The sequence below is a fragment of the Nitratireductor luteus genome (assembly GCF_026162365.1).
GTDB lineage: Bacteria > Pseudomonadota > Alphaproteobacteria > Rhizobiales > Rhizobiaceae > Chelativorans > Chelativorans luteus.
Window position 1 is genome coordinate 80,161 of sequence record NZ_JAOANW010000016.1, and the last position, 20,217, is coordinate 100,377.

General features: G+C 63.4%; 25 protein-coding genes. 20 read left to right on the forward strand and 5 right to left on the reverse strand.

Annotated elements, in window-relative coordinates; genetic code table 11:
• Nucleotide 1: 1 nt before the first annotated feature.
• From flhB to motA, 5 genes are read right to left on the reverse strand one after another with little or no spacing between them, the layout of a single operon-like run.
• The gene (gene flhB, locus N1058_RS20305; RefSeq protein ID WP_265519422.1) at nt 2-1,105 is read right to left on the reverse strand and encodes a flagellar biosynthesis protein FlhB; all 1,104 of its coding nucleotides are present in this window, start codon (nt 1,103-1,105) and stop codon (nt 2-4) included.
• 38 nt (nt 1,106-1,143) lie between these two features.
• Nucleotides 1,144-2,148 (reverse strand): flagellar motor switch protein FliG, encoded by a 1,005-nt coding sequence (locus N1058_RS20310; RefSeq protein ID WP_265519423.1) that lies wholly within the window; start codon nt 2,146-2,148, stop codon nt 1,144-1,146.
• 37 nt (nt 2,149-2,185) lie between these two features.
• Nucleotides 2,186-2,548 carry a flagellar motor switch protein FliN gene (gene fliN / locus N1058_RS20315; RefSeq protein WP_265519424.1) on the reverse strand — a complete coding sequence of 121 codons (363 nt, stop codon included), beginning with the start codon at nt 2,546-2,548 and terminating at the stop codon, nt 2,186-2,188.
• 30 nt (nt 2,549-2,578) lie between these two features.
• On the reverse strand, nt 2,579-3,523 hold the full coding sequence (locus N1058_RS20320) for a FliM/FliN family flagellar motor switch protein (protein ID WP_265519425.1): 945 nt from the start codon (nt 3,521-3,523) through the stop codon (nt 2,579-2,581).
• 7 nt (nt 3,524-3,530) lie between these two features.
• Nucleotides 3,531-4,418, reverse strand: coding sequence for a flagellar motor stator protein MotA (gene motA / locus N1058_RS20325; RefSeq protein WP_265519426.1), 888 nt, complete (start codon nt 4,416-4,418; stop codon nt 3,531-3,533).
• A 142-nt stretch (nt 4,419-4,560) separates the two neighbouring features.
• Between motA and N1058_RS20330 the strand changes: the two genes are divergently transcribed.
• From N1058_RS20330 to N1058_RS20425, 20 genes are all read left to right on the forward strand, one after another.
• Nucleotides 4,561-5,337, forward strand: a complete 777-nt coding sequence (locus N1058_RS20330) for a DUF1217 domain-containing protein (RefSeq protein WP_265519427.1) — start codon at nt 4,561-4,563, stop codon at nt 5,335-5,337.
• Nucleotides 5,338-6,057, forward strand: a complete 720-nt coding sequence (gene flgF / locus N1058_RS20335; RefSeq protein ID WP_265519428.1) for a flagellar basal-body rod protein FlgF — start codon at nt 5,338-5,340, stop codon at nt 6,055-6,057. It begins immediately after the preceding gene.
• A gap of 55 nt (nt 6,058-6,112) precedes the next feature.
• Nucleotides 6,113-7,450 carry a flagellar protein export ATPase FliI gene (gene fliI / locus N1058_RS20340; RefSeq protein ID WP_265519429.1) on the forward strand — a complete coding sequence of 446 codons (1,338 nt, stop codon included), beginning with the start codon at nt 6,113-6,115 and terminating at the stop codon, nt 7,448-7,450.
• On the forward strand, nt 7,440-8,063 hold the full coding sequence (locus tag N1058_RS20345; RefSeq protein WP_265519430.1) for a hypothetical protein: 624 nt from the start codon (nt 7,440-7,442) through the stop codon (nt 8,061-8,063). The genes fliI and N1058_RS20345 overlap by 11 nt, the downstream gene beginning before the upstream one ends.
• A 68-nt stretch (nt 8,064-8,131) precedes the next feature.
• Complete coding sequence (gene flgB / locus N1058_RS20350) at nt 8,132-8,509, forward strand: flagellar basal body rod protein FlgB (protein ID WP_265519431.1); 378 nt, start codon at nt 8,132-8,134, stop codon at nt 8,507-8,509.
• Between the two features lie 4 nt (nt 8,510-8,513).
• A complete protein-coding gene (flgC, locus tag N1058_RS20355) occupies nt 8,514-8,930 on the forward strand; it encodes a flagellar basal body rod protein FlgC (protein ID WP_265519432.1) in 417 nt (138 codons plus the stop codon).
• A complete protein-coding gene (gene fliE, locus N1058_RS20360; RefSeq protein ID WP_265519433.1) occupies nt 8,930-9,238 on the forward strand; it encodes a flagellar hook-basal body complex protein FliE in 309 nt (102 codons plus the stop codon). The genes flgC and fliE overlap by 1 nt, the downstream gene beginning before the upstream one ends.
• Nucleotides 9,239-9,249: 11 nt before the next feature.
• A complete protein-coding gene (gene flgG, locus N1058_RS20365) occupies nt 9,250-10,038 on the forward strand; it encodes a flagellar basal-body rod protein FlgG (protein WP_265519434.1) in 789 nt (262 codons plus the stop codon).
• Nucleotides 10,039-10,524 (forward strand): flagellar basal body P-ring formation chaperone FlgA, encoded by a 486-nt coding sequence (gene flgA / locus N1058_RS20370; RefSeq protein ID WP_265519435.1) that lies wholly within the window; start codon nt 10,039-10,041, stop codon nt 10,522-10,524. It abuts the gene before it with no gap.
• Entirely contained in the window at nt 10,521-11,711 is a 1,191-nt protein-coding gene (locus tag N1058_RS20375) for a flagellar basal body P-ring protein FlgI (RefSeq protein ID WP_420848023.1), read from the forward strand. Before flgA ends, N1058_RS20375 begins: the two co-directional genes overlap by 4 nt.
• A gap of 11 nt (nt 11,712-11,722) precedes the next feature.
• The gene (locus tag N1058_RS20380; protein ID WP_265519436.1) at nt 11,723-12,259 is read left to right on the forward strand and encodes a MotE family protein; all 537 of its coding nucleotides are present in this window, start codon (nt 11,723-11,725) and stop codon (nt 12,257-12,259) included.
• Nucleotides 12,256-12,387, forward strand: coding sequence for a hypothetical protein (locus N1058_RS20385; RefSeq protein WP_265519477.1), 132 nt, complete (start codon nt 12,256-12,258; stop codon nt 12,385-12,387). The genes N1058_RS20380 and N1058_RS20385 overlap by 4 nt, the downstream gene beginning before the upstream one ends.
• Nucleotides 12,384-13,091, forward strand: coding sequence for a flagellar basal body L-ring protein FlgH (gene flgH / locus N1058_RS20390; protein WP_265519437.1), 708 nt, complete (start codon nt 12,384-12,386; stop codon nt 13,089-13,091). Before N1058_RS20385 ends, flgH begins: the two co-directional genes overlap by 4 nt.
• A 12-nt stretch (nt 13,092-13,103) precedes the next feature.
• Nucleotides 13,104-13,607: a flagellar basal body-associated FliL family protein gene (locus tag N1058_RS20395; RefSeq protein ID WP_265519438.1), complete on the forward strand. Its 504-nt coding sequence runs from the start codon at nt 13,104-13,106 to the stop codon at nt 13,605-13,607.
• Nucleotides 13,604-14,341: a flagellar type III secretion system pore protein FliP gene (gene fliP, locus N1058_RS20400; protein ID WP_265519439.1), complete on the forward strand. Its 738-nt coding sequence runs from the start codon at nt 13,604-13,606 to the stop codon at nt 14,339-14,341. Before N1058_RS20395 ends, fliP begins: the two co-directional genes overlap by 4 nt.
• A 195-nt stretch (nt 14,342-14,536) precedes the next feature.
• Entirely contained in the window at nt 14,537-15,418 is an 882-nt protein-coding gene (locus N1058_RS20405; RefSeq protein WP_265519440.1) for a flagellin N-terminal helical domain-containing protein, read from the forward strand.
• Nucleotides 15,419-15,615: 197 nt separating this feature from the next.
• Nucleotides 15,616-16,485, forward strand: a complete 870-nt coding sequence (locus N1058_RS20410) for a flagellin N-terminal helical domain-containing protein (RefSeq protein WP_265519441.1) — start codon at nt 15,616-15,618, stop codon at nt 16,483-16,485.
• Between the two features lie 113 nt (nt 16,486-16,598).
• A complete protein-coding gene (fliF, locus tag N1058_RS20415; protein ID WP_265519442.1) occupies nt 16,599-18,242 on the forward strand; it encodes a flagellar basal-body MS-ring/collar protein FliF in 1,644 nt (547 codons plus the stop codon).
• A gap of 65 nt (nt 18,243-18,307) precedes the next feature.
• Nucleotides 18,308-18,886 carry a hypothetical protein gene (locus tag N1058_RS20420; RefSeq protein ID WP_265519443.1) on the forward strand — a complete coding sequence of 193 codons (579 nt, stop codon included), beginning with the start codon at nt 18,308-18,310 and terminating at the stop codon, nt 18,884-18,886.
• Nucleotides 18,883-20,214 (forward strand): MotB family protein, encoded by a 1,332-nt coding sequence (locus N1058_RS20425; protein ID WP_265519444.1) that lies wholly within the window; start codon nt 18,883-18,885, stop codon nt 20,212-20,214. The genes N1058_RS20420 and N1058_RS20425 overlap by 4 nt, the downstream gene beginning before the upstream one ends.
• Nucleotides 20,215-20,217 lie beyond the last annotated feature (3 nt).

The following is a 20,217-nucleotide window of genomic DNA, read 5'->3' on the forward strand; positions in this document are numbered from 1 at the left end:
CTTATGTCGCCTCAAGCATGGAATTGGTATTAGGTCGTGGCTTCCGCCCAGCCTGGTAGACACGCCGCACCAACTCCGCGACCGCCTTGTAGAACTGTGACGGTATGATGCTATCGACCGAAACTTGTTTGTACATGGAACGGGCCAGCGCCGGTTCCTCGAAAACGGGCACGCCGTTGGCTTCAGCGATCACGCGGATGCGCAGGGCGATAAGATCCTGCCCCTTGGCCACCACTACGGGTGCCGCATCCTTGTCGCGGTCATAGCGCATGGCGATGGCGAAATGCGTGGGGTTGGCGATGACGAGCGTCGCCTGGGGCACAGCCGACATCATCCGCTGGCGCGTCCGGTCGCGGGCAAGCGAGCGCATGCGGGCCTTCACCAGCGGATCGCCGTCAGTCTGCTTCTGCTCATCCTTCACTTCCTGGCGGGTCATGCGCAAGTCCTGCCGCCAGTTGAAGCGCGACCACAGGATGTCGGCGACGGCGATCACCACCATCACAAGCGTAATCGCGGTTAGTATCTGAATGAAAATCTCGCGGATGGTCAGGGTGAATGCAAATGGGTGGGTGACCATGCCGGCAAGCATCCGCGGCTGGGCGTCTTGCAGGGTAAAGATGACGAAGGCGCCGGCGATCATCATCTTTCCCAGAGATTTGGCGAACTCCACCATGCCCTTCGCTCCGAACAGGCGTGTCCAGCCTTCCTTGAGCGATATGCGCGACATCTTCGGCTGGATCCGGTCGAGCACGAAGCGCGGCACATTCTGCAGCACGGATGCGGAAATCCCGGCGGCGATAAGAAGCGCCATCAGCGTGCCCACGACCTTGGAAATCTCCAGGAACACGATGCGATAGAGCGCGATCGCGTCCGTCTGCGTCTCCAGCGACCACCCGTCGGCGCGCTCCAGGAAAATGGCGAGAAAACCGGCGAGCCGCACGGCGCTGTCCTGCGCGAAGAAGATCGCAAACACCAGGATGGCGAGGAAGGAAGCCAGCGCCGGCGCTTCCTTGGAAAAGGGAAGCTGGCCCTTGTCCACGGAATCGCGGATCTTCTTCTCGGTCGCCTCTTCGGTTTTGCTTTCCTTGTCCGGCTTCTCGGCCATTCAAATCTCCCCGCGGATCAGCCGGTCTGGCCCGATTCTCAGGCGGCTTCCTGGGAAGGTTGAAGTTCGATTTTTCCAGCTTGGGCAAGTTGGACCGCGGTCGATGCGATGCGGCGGCGTGCGCGGCCGACATCCTCCGCCAGGACATTGTCATCGCCACCTGCCAGCTCGGACTCGATCATGCGCCTCGACCGTGCGCCCAGGGCGGAAAGAACCGCCTCGACAAGATCCTTCGGCGCGCCGCGCAAAGCGAGCGTCACCTGGTCGGTCGGAAGACCGTCGAACAGCGCCACACGCGCCTTTTGCGACAGGGTAACGAGTTCCTCGAACGTGAACAGCCGCGAGCGGATCGCATCCACATCGTCCGAGCCCGTGGCGCGCAACTCCTCCATCACCTCATCCACCTGCTCTTTGTCGAGCTCGTTAAGCACGCTGGCCACGCGGGCGTGCCCGGCAGACGCATCCTTGCCATTGGCTTCTGCCCGCAGGATCTCTGCGATCCGCTTCTCGATCATTTGCTTGGCGGCAAGTGGCAACTGGCCCATCGTCGCCATGCGGCGCACCACGGCACCCCGCTGTCCCTTGTCGAGCAGCACGAGGACGCGCGAGGCCGCCTGCGGCGCAAGGTTGGTCATGATGACCGCCACGGTCTGGTCGTGCTCGCCCCGCAGGATTTGCGAAAGCCGCTCCGCGTCGATCTTCTCGAGCTCAGCCCATACTTCCTCCAGGCTGGGTGGCGGCGCCTCACTTCGGCCAAGCAGGATGTTGACCTCTTCGGGCGAAAGCGATTCGGTCAAGATAGTGTCCATGCTGTCGGCCGAATCCAGCAGGCCCGCGCCCACAGTGAACTCGTGCTCGAACTCGCGCACGACCTTTTCAAGCTCCGCCTGCGGAATGCTTCGCAACAGCCGGGCAGCCTCAATCAGCGCCTTGAGCTCTTCCTGTTTGAAGAACTTCAGGAGCCTGCCTGCTGACGGCTTTCCCATGGCAACCAGAATGGCCGCAGCTTTCTGCGCCTGGGTCAGCTTCAATGGCTGGTTCATGAACGCTCTTCCCCCGATAAGTCGCTACGCAACCGGATTAGCCCGCGATCTCGGTCAGCTTGACGCCGAACCTGCTGGGATCGCTTTCCAGAAGGGTAATTTCGCCGCGCGCGATGCGCCGCCCGTTGACGACGACATCGACCGGCTCGCCGATGCGCCGATCCAAAGAGACGGTTGATCCCTTCTGCAAGGCCATCAATTCGGAAACCGGCATCTCGGCGCTGCCCAGCACGATCTGCACATCAACGGGAATGCCCATGACCAGGTCGGCATTGGCAGGACCGCCATGCGGTGTGTCCGCTCTCTGCCCACCGTCGTGGAGAACGCCCCGCAATTCCTCGATCGCCTGGTTGAGCTGCTCGTCATTGCCCTGTTCGCCCGCCGGATCGTTCTTCGTCATTTTCTTTCGCTCCTGTCGGGAAGGCCAGCGTCAACCGACCATCAGCCCGTCTATGACTTCCTGTCTTGCATCGAAGGGTTGCCGGATCCGCACTGTGTAATGCTTGCCCAACTTGCCGAATTCGCAGACGAACACGGTGCGCCCGCGCACCGAGAGTTTCGTTTCGGTTTGCGCCGTCTCGCCAAGCTCTAGGATCTGCCCCACCTGAAGATCGGCCAACGCGCGAAGCGGCATGCGCGCCAATGGAATGGTCGCTTCCATCTCGACGTTCGAGCGTTTTACTTCCTCGCTGAAACGATGATGCCACTCGACTGCTCTTGCCTGCTCCATTATCGGATCGGGCTTTGCAACCACGCGCGTCTCCAGGATCACCCTCTGCGGGAACCAGGCCGTCAGTTCTCCCACCTCGTCGCCGACGCCAAGCGTGAAACTGACGCGCACGCCGGGGCCGTCGCGCACGACGAAACGCTTGAAATCTGTTGGCCCGGAAAACGGCCGCGGAATGGGCAGCCGCAGGCCCAGCGCGCGCGCTCCCGTGCCGTTGATGGCCTGCGCGAACGCCTCAAAGACCATGGTGGCGACATCGAGTTCGATCCGCGACGGCGGACGCGTCAGCGGTGGCGGCGGAATATCGGGATCGCCACCGAAATACGCCCCCACCAGCAGCGAAAGCGCTTGCCCATCGAGGCACATGGTCAGGGCATCGCGAGACCGGTCCCCAGGCACGACGACGATCGCATCGAACGCTTCGCGTTCCGGCTTCAGCTCGGCGAGCCGCACGACGTCGATGTCGCCGACATCGAGCATGACGGGAGAAACGAACTTGTCGCGAAACATGTCCGCCAAGACCGGAAGAGCGCGCATGGAGGTCGCCTTGGCCGCTTCCGCGACGTGCCGGGGATCGCCGGTGGCGCCCACCAGCCGCTCCACGATCAGCTTTCGCATCAGCTCCGGATTGTCAGCGCCCAGCGTCATGATCCCGTCAAGCCGCCTTCTTTTCAATGCCGCCGGCGGCAGCGCCGGGATTCATGGTGCTCTGCTCCACCGCGTCGATCGACGGGCGGTCATAGGCGGAGATCGTCTTGCGGCCGAATTCGAGCGCAACCTGCGGCAGCGAGCCGTTCATGTAGGCGAGCAGTGTCTGCTTCACGATGACGTAGAGCCGGTTGTTCTTCTCCCGCACGATCTTGATCTTGGTCGCGATCGGTCCGACGACCGCATAGGACATGAAGATGCCTACGAAAGTTCCGACAAGTGCCGCACCCACCAGCGCGCCCAGGATTTCCGGTGACTGGTCGAGCGCACCCATGGCCTTGATGACGCCGAGGACGGCGGCAACGATGCCGAGCGCGGGCAGGCCGTCGGCCATGCCCTGGAGCGCGTGGTAGGGCTTGAGCTTGTCGCGGCGGATGGTCTGGATTTCCTCATCCATCAGCGCCTCGATCTCGAAGGGGCGCGCATTGCCGATAATGATGATGCGGCAATAGTCGCAGATGAAATGCGTCAGATCCTTATTGGCAAGCACCGTGGGAAACGCCTGGAAAATCGCCGATTCCTCCGGATTGTCGATATGCGCCTCGACCTCGCTGCGGGACTTCGCCCGCAATTCGCGCATGAGAGCATGCAGCACGCCCAGCGTTTCCAGATACTCGGTCTGCTTGGGCACTTTCTGCCTGAAGGCTTCGAGACTGGCCGTGCCGGTGTCCTTGACCACCCCCATTGGATTGGCGACCAGAAAGGTGCCGATCGCCGCGCCGCAGATGATGACGAACTCCCACGGCTGCACCAGTACGTCCACGTGACCGCCCATGGCCATGAAGCCGCCTATGACGCAGCCAAATGTGACGATCAGACCAATCAGAATGCTCACGGAGTGCCCTCGGTTGAGTTCAGTCGACCTATGCCTAGCTGCCGTGGCTTGCGCGAGGCTTGAACACCGGAGACAGGAAGGAAAGCCTCGCGCAAGGCACGGCAGCTAGCTTCAGGCCGATCTATCCTGCCGGAGCCGCGACGTGATCAACACCTATACCAGCTACCAGCTGATCTCGAGGGATATCACGAGTTCACTCGATCGCATTGAGAGCCAGCCGCTTGTGAACCGCGAGAGCGATTATTATCGCGAGAACATCGGCAATGTGAAAACGATCGAAGAATTTGTCGGCGACGAGCGCCTCTTCCGCTATGCGATGAAGGCGCATGGGCTGGAGGACATGGCCTATGCCAAAGCCTTCATGGTCAAGGCGCTGGAAGGCGGGATCGATGACGAGGAAAGCTTCGCCAACAGCCTGTCCGACAAGCGCTACCGCGACTTCGTGAAGACCTTCAATTTCGCCCGCGACGGCGAGGCGACGACCACCTTCTACAGCCCGACGACCGGCACGATCGACAAATATCTCCGCCAGACGCTGGAAGAGGACGCCGGCAAGCAGAACGAAGGCGTGCGGCTGGCCCTCTATTTCCAGCGCAAAGCCGGCGGTATCAAGAATTTCTACGAAGTGCTTGCCGATCCTGCTCTGGCGCAGGTGGTGCGCACCGCGCTGGGTTTTCCGCAAGCCCTTGCCCAGGCCAATGTCGACAAACAGGTGGACATGTTCAAGGACCGCATCGACATCGCGGACTTCAAGGATCCGGAGAAGGTCGAGGAATTCCTGAAGCGCTTCACCACCATGTGGGAGATCGAGAACCCCAGCTACACGCCGAATAGCTCGATTGCCGCGCTTTTCGCGCAGCCGGCCGAGTTCGGCATTTCGACCGACATGCTGCTGACCATCGCCCAGATGAGGAAATAGATGCAGACCGGACTTTACGTCTCGCTTTCCGCGCAGATGGCGCTTGAGCGCAGGATGACGACGCTGGCCGACAATGTCGCCAATAGCGGCACCGCCGGCTTCCGCGCCGGCGGCGTCACCTTCGACGACATACTCACCGGATTGACCAACGAGGCGGTAAGCTTCGTCTCGCCGGGCGATGATTCCTACGATACCGCCGCCGGTGCGCTGCAGGAGACGTCGAATCCTTTTGACTTCGCCGTCCAGGGGGATGCCTGGTTCGCCATCGAGACGCCCGCAGGCCCGGTCATGACCCGTGACGGCCGTTTCACGCTGCGCGATACGGGCGAACTCGTCACACTCGAAGGCCATCCGGTGCTCGACGCCGGCGGTGCCCCGTTGCTGCTCGATCCGTTTGCGGGGCCGCCCGAGGCCGGGGCCGACGGCACCTTGCGGCAAAATGGGCAACTTGCGGGGGCCATCGGGTTGTTTTCCTTCCATCCGGGGCCGAACTCGGTTCGCTATGGCAATTCCGGCTTCATCCCCGGCAATCAGCCCGAGCCGGTCGTGGACCAGCCCGACGTCGGAGTAGCCCAGGGCTTCGTCGAGCAATCCAACGTCAATCCGGTCCACGAGATGATGCGCCTGATCCAGGTCCAGCGGGCGTTCGAGCAGGTGACGACGCTGATGCGCGACAGCGACACCGCGCTCAAGGATGCCATCAAGACCATGGGTTCGTGAGGTGGACACTACGTCCGGCGAACCCGTGTCCGGCACCCTTCGAGGCACTCGGGCCTTGGAAGCTCTCGAAGGTCTTTACCTGCGCTTCAGCGATCCGCGGCTGGCCATCAAGCATGGCGGGCGCATTTCCGAGGTGACGCCCGTGCACTACCACGTGCGCGGTCTTTCCGCCGCTGCCTGCCTCGGCGACATCGTCTCCTATCAGCACCAGGGCCGGAGCCACTGCGGCGAAGTCGTCCGCATCAATGGCGAGGACATTCTAGTCGCGCCCTTCGGGCAGAACGAGCAGGCCAATCTTGGCCAGCCGGCCTTCTCCAGCGGACCGCTGACCATCGTCCCGCACGAAAGCTGGCGCGGGCGCGTCATCAACGCCCTGGCCGAACCGATCGACGGCGGGCCGGCGCTGGTGCGACCGGCGGACAACGCGCTCCCGACATCGCGGACGCCCGCCGCGCTGAAGCGCCAGCGCGTCGTCAAGCCCTTCAGCACGGGCGTGCGCGCCATCGACATTTTCACGCCCCTGTGCCACGGCCAGCGCATCGGCATCTTCGCCGGTTCGGGCGTCGGCAAATCGACCCTGCTCGCCATGCTTGCCCGTGCCGACGCTTTCGACACGGTCGTGGTCGCCATGGTCGGCGAGCGCGGTCGCGAGGTGCGCGAGTTCCTGGAAGACACGCTGGGCGACAAGGGCCTTGAAAAGGCCATCGCAATCGTCGCCACCAGCGACGAAAGCGCCATGATGCGACGGCGCGCGGCCGATACGGCCATGCGTGTGGCCGAAGCTTTTCGCGACCTGGGGCAGCGCGTGCTGCTCATCGTCGATTCCATCACCCGATATGCCCACGCCGCGCGCGAAGTGGCCATCAGCGCGGGCGAGCCGCCGGTCGCACGCGGCTATCCGGCTTCCGTCTTCACCGACCTGCCGCGCCTTCTGGAGCGTGCGGGGCCCGGCGAAGCGGGCGCCGGCACGATCACTGCCGTCATCTCCGTGCTCGTCGACGGCGACGACCACAACGACCCGGTGGCCGACAATGTGCGCGGCATCCTCGACGGCCACGTCGTTCTCGACCGCGCGATAGCCGAGCAGGGGCGGTATCCGCCCATCAACCCGCTCGCCTCGATCTCGCGGCTCGCCCAGCATGCCTGGGGCGAGGACAAGCGCCGCCTGGTTCAGCACTTGAAGGCGATGATCGCCCGTTTTGAGGAAACGAGGGACATTCGTCTTCTGGGCGGCTTCCAGGCCGGCGTCGATGCCGAGCTGGACGCCGCCGTCCGCCAGGTCCCCGTCATCTACGATGTGCTGCGCCAGTCGCCCCAGGATCCGCCGGTGCTTGATCCTTTCGCCGAACTGGCCACGAGGCTGAAAGCCAGGGAGATGCCGCGTGAAGGATAAGCTCGCGGACCTCGTGCTGCCCGACATGACGCCCGTCGAGGCGCTGGACATGGACGACGAGCCGAAAGCGCCGAATAGCCGCGTCCGCCGCAAATGGCGGCTGCGAGGCCGCTGGCGCACGAAGATGAGCCATCGGACGAGCGGCGACTGGCTGCTCGCCACGTGCGGGATCGGCCTTGCCGTCGTCTGTGCCGTGTTTCCCTGGTACATCTTTTTCAACCAGGAACAATTCGGCATCAGGCCGTTGAAATTTGCCGGCCGCGAGACAAGTGCGGGAAGCGCCGCCACACTTCAGCCCCAGCTCACAGGCGCCAGGATTCCGCTCGGCATGGCGCCTGAGCAGCTTGACTTCATTCCCACCGGGACGATCGGCACGACCTCTTTCGAGGAAGGCGGTCCCGTTACCCAGCCCTTCCCCGGCGACGTCGTGGCGTTTCAGCTCATCCATGCTGCTGCCGGGCGCGCCATGATCGAGGACCAGGACGGCTTCTGGATCGTCGAGCGTGGTTCGCCCCTCCCCGACGGCAGCCGCGTCGCCTCCATCGAAAAGCGCAATGAAGGCTGGGTGCTGACGACCACCCGAAACGCCGAGATCGCCCTCGGCCAACCTTGAGGGGACGACGCAAGGCCCACGCAAGACTGGACGCCTAGATTCCGTGGCGAACAATCGTGGGAGTCGCCATGCAACCGGTTAACCTGTTCGATCTGGCCGCGCAGCAGGCTCGGTGGCTTTCGGTCCGCCAGGCCGCCGTGGCCGGCAATGTCGCCAACGTCAACACGCCCGGCTACCGCACGGTCGATGTCGAGCCTTTCGAAAGCGTGCTGAACAACACGCGCGTGGCCATGCAGGCCACCGATGCCTCTCACAACCAGAACGGTGTGACGCCGGCGTCCTTCGGTCTCAACGAAGCCGACGATCCGAAGCTTCTTCCCTCGAAGAACAGCGTGGTGATGGAGGAAGAACTGGTGAAGGCCGGCGAGATACGTCGCGCATTCGAACTCAATACCGCCATCGTCAAATCCTTCCACCGCATGATGATGATGACCACGAGGACCTGATCGAATGGATGCCCTCTCCACCGCGCTGAAAGTGGCCGGCAGCGGCCTGACCGCCCAGTCGGAGCGGATGCGGGTCGTTTCCGAGAACCTGGCCAACGCCCAATCGACCAGCGACATACCGGGCGGCGACCCCTATCGCCGCAAGACGATCAGCTTCTCGGCCGAGCTCGACAAGGCCAGCGGCGGCAGCATGGTGGAGGTCTCCGCCATCTCCCGCGATCCCGGCGATTTCACCATCGACTATGATCCCGGCCACGAAGCCGCCGACGAGGCCGGCTACGTCAAGCGGCCCAACGTGAACATGCTTGTCGAAATGTCCGACATGCGCGAGGCGAACCGCGGCTACGAGGCCAATCTCCAGGTTATCAAGCAGGCGCGCGAACTCATTTCCATGACCATAGACCTCCTGCGGAGCAGCTGATGATTTCCGGTATAGGTGAACTTACGAGGCTTTCGGGGCCGCAATCGATCCTGCCTGGGCAGGAGACACAGGGCGCGGCAGCTCCGTCCGGCGACGCCTTCGCGGCGATGCTGAGCGATCTGGCGACGAGCACCGTTACCCGCCTCGAATCCGCCGAGCAGCTCTCGGTCAAGGCGCTCCAGGGCGAGGCCGATACGCGCCAGGTGGTCGATGCGGTGATGAGCGCCGAGCAGTCCCTGCAGGCGGCCATCGCCATCCGCGACAAGATCGTGACCGCCTATCTCGAAGTCAGCCGCATGGCGATCTGAGGAAGAAGAATATGAAGGCCCTATCCATCGCAGCCACCGGCATGAGCGCACAGCAGCTCAATCTCGAGGTGATCGCCAACAACATCGCCAATATCAACACCACCGGATTCAAGCGTGCGCGGGCCGAGTTTTCCGACCTTCTCTATCAGGTCGAGCGGCTGCAGGGCGTGCCGGAACGGGCCAACGCCAATATCGTGCCGGAGGGGGCCAATATCGGTCTCGGCGTTAAGACCTCGGCCGTGCGCAATGTCCACATCCAGGGCTCGCTCACCAACACCGGCAACAAGTTCGACATGGCGCTGGTCGGCAGGGGCTGGTTTGAAATCGAAGGCGCGGACGGGGAAATGCTCTACAGCCGCGCCGGAGCCTTCAACACCAACGCCACCGGCCAGCTCGTCACCGCCGACGGCTTCCCCGTCAATCCCGCCATCGTCGTCCCCGAGGGCACCGTGGAGGTAATCGTCAACAAGACCGGACAGATCTTCGCCCGCATCGACGGACAGGAAGATTTGCAGGATCTGGGCCAGCTCACACTTGCCAATTTCGCCAATGAAGCCGGCCTTGCACCCATCGGCAACAATCTGTTCCGCGAAACAGCCGCGTCCGGTCCCGCCAATGTCGGTGTGCCGGGCGATCCGGGCTTCGCAACCGTCGAGCAGGGCTATCTGGAAGATTCCAACGTCGATCCGGTGAAGGAGATTACCGAGCTGATCTCGGCGCAGCGTGCCTATGAGATGAATTCCAAGGTCATTAAGGCAGCCGACGAAATGGCCTCCACCATCACCCAGGCGATGCGATAGATGCAACACGGTTTTCTCCCGCGGCGGGCCTTACTGGCAGGACTGGCGACGGTCCTGCCGCTTTTCGCCTGCGTCCTTGCTGGCCCGGCCGGCGCGCAGGAGATCGCCGTCATCCCCACCCGCGTCATCTATCCGGGGCAGGTGGTCACCATGGATGCGCTTAATGAGGTAGCCCTGCGCCGGCCGCCGCGCGGCGGGGCAGAGATCGCGCGCAGCGTCACCGATCTCGACGGCAAGGTTGCGCGGCGCACATTGCTGCCCGGCCGGCTGGTGCCTCTGTCCTCGGTGCGCGAGGCCTACCTCGTCGAAACCGGCACCGCCGTTACGGCGGTCTACCGTCAGGGAGCGCTGACCATATCGCTGATGGCCGTACCGCTTCAGCCTGGCGCGGCGGGCGATATGATCAAACTGCGCAACGCCGATAGCGGCGCCGTGTTCAGCGGTATCGTGATGGCCGACGGCACGGTGCAGGTCGGCGCGTCATGATCGGCCGCCTCGTCCTTTTAGCGGCAATGGCTATCGCGACGTCCTCCGGCGCGGCCGATTACGACTATGTTCAGGCTTCCGCGCCGTCGTACCCGTCGTCCCCGTCCTCCCCCTCGGCGCTCGGCAGCGGTTCCGGCACCATGGCCGCCTCCCGCATCAAAGATATCGCACAACTGCAGGCCGCACGGGACAACCAGCTCGTCGGCTATGGCCTCGTCATCGGCCTCAAGGGCACCGGCGACAGCTTGCGCAACGCCCCTTTCACCGAGCAGTCCATCCGCGCCATGCTCGAGAACCTCGGCATCGCCACTGAAGGCGGGCGTGCCCGCGCCAAGAACGTCGCCGCAGTTATAGTGACGGCCAACCTGCCGCCTTTCGTGCAGTCCGGCGCGCGCATCGACGTGACCGTCTCCTCGCTCGGCGACGCCACCTCGCTGGCCGGCGGCACTCTCGTCATGACCCCGCTGCGCGCCGCCGATGGCGAGATTTACGCCGTGGGTCAGGGGTCGGTCATCGTTTCCGGATTCAGCGCCCAGGGGCAGGCCGAATCCCTGACTCAGGGCGTACCGACCGCCGGCCGCGTGCCCAATGGCGGCATCATCGAGCGGCAGGTCGCAGCGGAATTCGGCGATACTTCCGTCCTGACGCTGCAACTTCGCAACCCCGATTTCTCCACCGCCGTGCGCATCACCGACGCCATCAACGCCTATACCACCCAGCGCTTCGGCATGATCACCGCTGCCGAACAGGACGCGCGAACCATCCGGATACGCCGTCCGAAGGATATATCGGCCGCGCGCTTCTATGCCGAGATCGAGAACCTCGTCGTCGAATCCGATGGCCCCGCCCGCGTCGTCGTCGACGAGCGCACCGGTACCGTAGTGATAGGCCAGGATGTCCGCATCTCGCGCGTTGCCATCTCCCATGGCGCACTCACCGTCCGCATCACGGAAATGCCGCAGGTCGTGCAGCCGGAACCCTTCTCGCTTGGCGAGACGGCGGTCGAACCCTACACCGTCATCGAGGCCGACCAGCCGGATGCACGGGTCGCCGTCCTTGACGGGCCGGACCTGCAAACGCTGGTCGCCGGCCTCAACCGTCTCGGCGTAAAACCCGACGGCATCATCGCCATTCTCCAGGGCATCAAATCGGCCGGCGCGCTGCAGGCCGAGCTGGTGTTGCAATAGGGATCGTGACCATGAAGCTCTCCGTGCCGCGATGGCCCAAAACCCTCCGCTGGGATCGTTGTGCTCTGATCTTGTGCGTGGCCGTGCTGGCGCTGTCCACGGCGCCGGGCCAGCGCGCCCTGCAGGCGGCCGAGAGCATGGCCAACGCCACGCAGGACGAGATCGAGCGGTTCTGCGCCAACATCGCCGACGCCGCCCGTGACCGGCGCTATTCGCTGCAGCGCCTGGAGCTTGAAAAGCTGCGCGGCGAGATAGACGAACGCATCGTGGCGCTGGAGGAAAAGCGCTCCGAATACGAGGGCTGGCTCGCCCGCCGGGACGCTTTCCTGGCCAAGGCGGAGGGCGGCGTCGTAAGCATCTATGCAAGCATGCGGCCCGACGCCGCCGCCGAGCGCCTGGCCGAGGTGCGGGCGGAACTGGCCGCCGCCATTCTGATGAAGCTGGAGCCCCGCGTGGCCGGCGTCATCCTCAACGAAATGAACAGCAAATCGGCCGCGGCCCTGACCACCATCATCGCCAGCGCGGCACGCCCCGAGGATCCCTCATGATACGTTTCGCCCGCCTGCCGCTGCAGCCCCGCGTGGCCGGCGTCATCCTCAACGAAATGAACAGCAAATCGGCCGCGGCCCTGACCACCATCATCGCCAGCGCGGCACGCCCCGAGGATCCCTCATGATACGTTTCGCCCGCCTGCCGCTGCTCGTGGTGACCCTGGCGGTGGCCGGCTGCGCCGCCGACAGCGAGTTCAACAGACCACCCGCCCTTTCACCGGTCGGCGCGGGGGCCGAACCAACTTCGCTTCCCGCCTATCACTACCCGAACCGCCCCCCCTCCTCGGTCAGCCGCTATTCGCTATGGAGCGACCGGCAAAGCCGCTTCTTCACCGACCCGCGCGCGCTGGAAGTGGGTGATATCCTGACGGTGGAGATTTCGATCGACGACAAGGCCAGTTTCAAGAACGAATCGGAGCGTTCGCGCCAGGCCAGCCGCAATCTTGGCCTTTCCGGGGCATTCGCCCTCGGCGGTGCGGGATCGTCTGGTTCGGCCGAAGCCGAAATCGGCTCCGGCACCTCGACCAACGGCGCCGGCGCGACCGAGCGTTCCGAGGCGATCAAACTTACGGTCGCGGCAATCGTCACCGAAAGGCTGCCCAACGGCAATCTTCGTATTTCGGGCACCCAGGAAGTGCGCGTGAATGCGGAGTTGCGCGTACTCACCATTGCCGGCATCGCCCGACCCAGCGACATCGGACCGAACAACACGATCTCCTATGAACGTATAGCGGAGGCGCGCATCTCCTACGGCGGGCGCGGCCGCCTCACCGAGGTCCAGCAGCCGCCTTACGGCCAGGAATTCCTCGACAAAGTACTCCCATTCTAAGGGCAAGCGTCCGTGACACTCGTCATCCAGGAAGAAGAAGAAAAGAAGGGGCCGTCGCTCATCCTGCAGGTCGTCGCCCTGCTGGTCGTGACAGCGATGGCTGTCGGAATGGGTTGGTTCACCGGTGGCTACCTGGAGGAGCGCCAGATCGTCAAGACGGAACCAACCGGCTTCAACGACGGGAGCAAGGCAGCGGCAGCGCCGGCGGCTGCCGAAGGCGAAGCCCCTCTTCCGCCTGTGATACATGCGCTTGACCCCATCACCACCAATCTGGCCGACCCGAGCGAAATCTGGGTTCGTATGGAAGTCGCGCTCGTCTTTTCGGCGCAGCCGGACCCGGCACTGGCCGAAGCCATTCACCAAGACCTGTTCGCCTTCATGCGCACGGTCAAGCTGCGTCAGATCGAAAGCGCGAGCGGCTTCCAGCACCTGAAGGAAGACTTGCTCGAACGCGCCCGCATTCGCAGCGACGGCCAGGTGGAGAATGTTCTGTTCAGGACATTTCTGTTCGAATGATCCGCACGCTGCCCTTCGCAATGGCGCTGCTTTTCCTTGCCGCACCCGCCCAGGCCCAGACTCTCGATTTCGGTGCGCTCGCGGGCGATACGAACGGAACGACCGTAGGCTACATCATCCAGATGTTTGGCCTGCTCACGGTTCTGTCCATCGCGCCCGGTATCCTGATCATGGTGACGAGCTTCACCCGCTTCGTCATCGCCTTCTCGATCCTCAGGGCCGGCATGGGTCTGCCATCGACGCCGGCCAATCTCATCCTCATCAGCCTGGCGCTCTTCATGACATTCTATGTAATGGCCCCGACCTTCGACCGGGCGTGGAACGAAGGTGTGCGTCCCCTGATGGACAACGAGATCACTGAAACAGTGGCCATGGAGCGTATCGCGCAGCCTTTCCGCACCTTCATGGCGAACAATGTGCGCGAAAAGGACTTCGCGCTGTTCGCCGACCTGGCGGCGGAACGTGGCGAAATAGAAATTTCCGCGGACAGCGTGGATTTGCGCGTCCTCGTCCCGGCCTTCATGATCTCGGAAATCCGCCGAGGCTTCGAGATCGGATTTCTGATCGTGCTGCCGTTCCTGGTGATCGACCTGATCGTCGCCACCATAACCATGTCGATGGGCATGATGATGTTGCCGCCCACCGTGGTCTCGCTGCCGTTCAAGATATTGTTCTTCGTGCTGATCGACGGGTGGAATCTGCTCGTAGGCAGCCTCGTGCGGTCGTTCCTTTAGAGCGCCTCGCGCGCGGGACGTGCCTGCCGAAAATAGTTCGGCCGATTATCCTTTTGGTAGGATTTCCTCCCCATAAATGCATCCGAAAGCAGGGCGGAGTGACCGTGTATGTAGGTCACCGGCATGATGCCTCTCCGTCCTACCGGATCGCCCGGTATGTCCCGCGTAATTTTCGTATTCAGGGGCGTATTTCCCATGGCAAGCATCAATACCAATGCGTCGGCAATGACCGCGCTGCAGACCCTCAACTCCATCTCCAAGAACATGGCGACCACCCAGTCGCGCATCTCGACCGGCCTTCGTGTCGCCGAAGCGTCCGACAACTCGGCCTATTGGTCGATCGCCACGTCGATGAAATCCGACAACAAGGCTCTTTCGGCAGTGCAGGACGCGCTCGGCCTTGGCGCCGGCAAGATCGACACGGCCTATACCGGCATGAACAGCGCTCTTGAGGCGGTCGACGAGATCAAGCAGAAGCTGATCACGGCGCGCGGCGCAAGCGTTGAGGACAAGGCGAAGATCCAGGCGGAAATCGATGCCTATCAGGATCAGCTGACCGCCATCTCCAACTCCGCGTCCTATGCCGGCGACAACTGGCTGTCGCGCAATTCCGACACCGATCCGACCTCGGTCAGTGTCGTGTCGTCCTTTGCCGACGGAGCCGTCGGCACCATCAACATCGACCTGAGCACCGTTACTCTCGTGGACGCTGGCGCGGGCAACGGCCTCCTGGAAACAGTAGGTGCGGCCTCCGGCTCTACGGTCCTCGGGATGACCGTTGTCGGAACGACCGATGCCGACATTGACAACCTCATCACCGACATCGACACCGCGCTTGGAACAATGGCCACTGCGGCCTCGAACCTTGGCGCCGGCAAGATGCGCATCGATCTGCAGAAGGACTTCGTCTCCAAGCTCTCCGACGCCATCGACCGCGGCGTGGGCCAGCTCGTGGACGCCGACATGAACGAAGAATCGGCCCGTCTGTCGGCCCTTCAGGTTCAGCAGCAGCTGGGCGTTCAGGCGCTTTCGATCGCCAACCAGAACACCCAGGGCATTCTCTCGCTCTTCCGCTAATCCGCGGTTTTCCGGGCCTAGCCCGGAGCGAAATGACAATCGGTCGGGCCGCTTCCTACGGGAGGCGGCCCGTTTTTGCTTGCCGACCCATCACCGGTTAAACAGTTGTTAACCATAGCTTTGTAGTCATGGTTAACCAAAGGTTTCGCCGCCGGGTCCCAACCGGCCCGAGGCACACAGTCGAAGGGGTGAGCAACGTGGCCAGCATCATGACGAACGCCTCTGCAATGGTTGCATTGCAGAGCCTTAAAGCCACCAACAAGGCGATGGACACCGTTCAGGGCCGCATCTCCACGGGCTATCGGGTGGCGGAAGCCAGCGACAACGCCGCCTACTGGTCGATTGCCACCACCATGCGCTCCGATAACAAGGCGCTTTCGGCGGTACAGGATTCGCTGGGGCTGGGGGCAGGCAAGATCGACACGGCCTACACCTCCATGAGTGACATCATCGGTCGGGTCGACGAGATCAAGTCGAAGCTTGTTTCAGCGCGCGGGGCGAGCGCGGAGAACCAGACGAAGATCCAGGCCGAAATCTCGGTTCTGCAGGACCACATCAGAAACGCCGCCATGGGCGCCAGCTATGCCGGCACCAATATCCTGGCGACGGATTCCACCGCCGATGTCGAGATCGTTTCGTCCTACAATCGTGCATCCGACGGCACCGTTTCGGTCGGAACCATCACCGTGTCCATCGCGACGATAAAGCTGTTCGACGCCGCCGGCGCCGTCGCCGAGCCCATGGTCGCCGACATCATGGCAATAGACGTCAACGGTGCAACAGATGCTCAGGTCGACACCTTTCTGACGCAGCTCGAAACCGGCATGGGCCTGATGGCCAATGCGGCCGCCGATCTCGGTGCGGCAAAAACCCGGCTGGACCTGCAGAAAGATTTTGTCGCCAACCTCAAGAACTCCATCGAGCGTGGTGTCGGTGCGCTGGTCGATGCCGACATGAGCGAGGAATCAACCAAGCTCCAGGCCCTTCAGGTTCAGCAGCAACTAGGCATCCAGGCGCTTTCCATCGCCAACCAGAACGCCCAGAGCATCCTCGCCCTCTTCAAGTAATCACCGTTGTACGTATCTGAATGATGGGCCGCTCCATGCGCGGCCCATTTCATTTTCGCACAAGTTTCAAGGCCTAGTGTCACTACGTATCCTGCCGAGGAGTGTGGTGGACTTTGCCTGAACAGCTTCAAACCGTTTTCGATAATTTCCGGGCGCTCGGGCCGCGAAGGCTGGGCATGATGGCCGGCATCCTGGCCCTCGTCATGACCATGGTCGTGGCAGGCGCGCTTTATCTCAACCGTCCCGCCTACGAAACGCTTTATATTGGCCTCGAACGCTCCGACGTGAACCAGATCGGCCTCGTACTGGGAGAAGCCGGCATCGGCTTCGACGTGGTGTCGGACGGAACCGCCGTGCTCGTTCCGGCCGGCAAGACCGCGCAGGCGCGCATGCTCCTGGCCGAAAAAGGCCTGCCGACGAGCACCAATGCCGGCTACGAGCTCTTCGACAACGTGGGATCACTTGGTCTGACGACCTTCATGCAGGAAGTCACGCGGGTCCGCGCGCTGGAAGGAGAAATCGCCCGCACCATCCAGTCCATCGCGGGCATCAAGGCCGCGCGTGTTCACATCGTCATGCAGGAACGGGGCAATTTCAGACGGGAAGAGCAGGAGCCGTCCGCCTCGGTCGTGATCCGGTCATCGGGCATCGAGGCCAGCGCCAAGGCCGCGTCGATCCGGTACCTGGTTTCGGCCGCCGTTCCTGGACTTAACGCAGAAAAAGTCACCGTTCTCGATTCCTCGGGAACGCTGCTTGCAGCGGGCGACGATCCCGCCAACAACACGGCACAGCGCTCCATAGGCGTGGAGCGCACGGTGGAGGCGCAGGTCGAGGACAATATCCGCAGAGCATTGGCCCCCTATCTCGGGCCCGACAACTTCCGCGCCAGCGTGAAAGCCGACGTGAACACGGATGCCAGACAGGTCGAGGAGGTGATCTACGATCCCGACTCCCGCGTCGAGCGCTCCGTCCAGGTCGTCCGCTCTTCCGACAGCGCCAGCCAGGAGACGGCCGCAACCCCCACCACCGTTCTCCAGAACCTGCCGCAGGAAGACAACCCGGCCACCGAACGGCCAAGTTCCACCGAGGAAAGCGAGCGGCGCGAGGAGACCACCAATTACGAGATGAACACCAAACGCATCGCCACGACGAGCAATGGCTATGAGATCTCGAAGCTGTCGATTGCCGTCGTGGTCAACCGGGCACGCCTCCAGGCCGTGCTGGGCGAAGGCGCCACGCCGGACCAGTTGAACGAACGGATCGCCGAGATCCAGTCGGTCGTGGCCTCTGCCACCGGCTTTTCCGAAGTTCGCGGCGACATCCTCAATGTCACGGCGGTAGAGTTCATCGATGGGCTGGACGGCGTCGAGATCGTGGAGCCCGGCCCGCTGGCGCAGCTTGGCCAGCACACGGGCACGCTGATCAATGCTGCCGCATTCGTGCTCGTCGCCTTCCTCGTCACCTGGTTCGGCCTGAAGCCGATGACGGCTGCCTTGCTCTCACCCGCCGGGGGCGGCGCGGCGGCCATGGAAGAGGCCCGCCGCTCCCTGCCCAATCCTGCCAATGAGCCGCGTCTGCCTGGCGCGACTGATCAGATGGCCGACCTTGAAGCCGATGATGAGGAGGCGGACCACCCGCTCCGCCTCAACCCCGCGCCTCAGAACAGGCTGGCCCGCATGGTCGACCTGAGCGAGGAACGCACGGCGGAAATACTGCGTAAATGGGCGCGCGCTGAAACCGAGGTAGCACGCACATGAACGCTATCGCACTAGCCGACGCTTTGACAGATTTTGGCTCAGGCCAGGTTTTGCCCCGACGCCGCATGGCCGACTTTACCGCCGCCGGAACTGCTACGCAGCAGCCGGCCGCCAGCCCCCCCGAACCCGAGCCGACCGTATCGCGCAAGGAACTGGAAGCCGGGATTGCCGAGGCTGAAGCCAGGGCGGAAGAGCGTGTCAGGCAGGAATATGAGGCGTTGCTGGCCGGCGAACGCGAGAAACACGAAGCCGAGGCCCAATCGCTGAAGGCGCAACTTGGAGAGGCAGCCGCGGCGCTGATCGGCGCCCGTTTCGAGGCGCTGGAGCAGCAGGTGGTGTCGCTGACGAGCGCCGTCGCCGCCCGCATCCTTGGCGTCGCACTCACCGAAGACCTGCAGCGGCGCTCCATCGAGGAACTGGCGCGGATCGTAAACCAGGCGCTGGCTGACAGCGACATCGTGAATGTGCGCGTGCGCGGGACGCCGCTCATGTGCGAGGCGCTGCGCGGAAAGATCGGCGACAAAGCCAACAGAGTGACCTTTGCCGACGGCACCGATATGGATCTCACCGTCCAGCTCGATGAAACCCTGCTCGAAACTCGGCTGGGCGAATGGTCGGACGCGCTCGCCGAGGTATTCGGATGAGCATGGACGATACACAGGACCGGCGCCCGGAAATCATCATCGTCCGCCGCAAAAGCGACGACGAGGACGAAGGCCATCACGGCGGCGTCTGGAAGATCGCTTTCGCTGACTTCATGACGGCGATGATGTGCTTCTTCCTGGTGATGTGGCTGATCAATGCAGCGAACGAGCAGACACGCGCCGCGCTTGCCAGCTATTTCAACCCGGTGAAGCTGATCGACCGCAACACCAATCGCAAGGGTCTCGAGGAGATTGGCCAAGGTCCGCAGACGTCGACATCCGACAGCGATGCCGAGAAATCCACCGACGCGCCGGCCGGCGAGAACGACAAAACATTAGGCCCCTCGACATTCAAGAACTCGACCGACCTTTCGGATACGAGGAAGTATTCCGACGAGAACTTCTTCTCCAATCCCTATGCGGTGCTGGCCGAAATCGCATCGGAAACCGGCACGATGCAGAATATATCGGCCAAGGGGGAAGGCGGCGCGCAGCTGGCCGGCCCATCCTCGGGCGCATCGGGCGGTGAAGCCTACCGCGATCCGTTCGCTCCCGATTTCTGGTCGCAGCAGGTCGTCACGCCCCGCATCGGCGTCGAAGGCGATCCCGACGAGGCACGGGATCAGCCTTCCGGCGCCGACGAGCGTGCGGCCGAAACCGGCTCCCATCAGCTCGCTTCGCAAGGCGAGGCGGAACCGGCATTCGGCGGACCGGCGCAAACGAGGGCGGACGAAATCGAAGCCGGCGAGCGCGCCGCGCTGGCTCCGGTCCCGGAAGTAGAGCCTCTGCGCGAAATCCCTGCCCCCGCGGAACCGGCCGCCGACGCTGAACCCGACCCCGCATCCGCGGAGACGCAACAGGCCGAGCGCACCCGCGACGCGGCCGAGCGCGTGCGTGCCGAGCTTTCACGGGCGCTGGCCGGCGAAGGGCTGGAGGCCTCGGTGACCGTCTCGGCTGGCCGCGAAGGCGTCATGATCTCGGTAACGGACGACATGCGGCACGGCATGTTCTCCATCGGCTCGGCGGTGCCGGGGCGCGAGCTGGTACTTGCCATGGAAAAGATCGGCGCCACCCTGGCCGACAAGCCGGGCACCATTCGCGTGCACGGGCACACCGATGGAAGGCCGTTTGCGGACGGCTCCTATGACAATTGGCGCTTGTCAACCGCCCGTGCTCATGCCGCGCAGTACATGCTGGTGCGCGGTGGCCTGGACGAAGCCCGGATAAGCGAGGTCGCCGGCTTCGCCGACCGCCAGCTCAAGATTCCCGGCGACCCGTTCGCCGCCGCCAACCGCCGCATAGATATTCTCCTTGAGGTGCCGCAGTGAGAT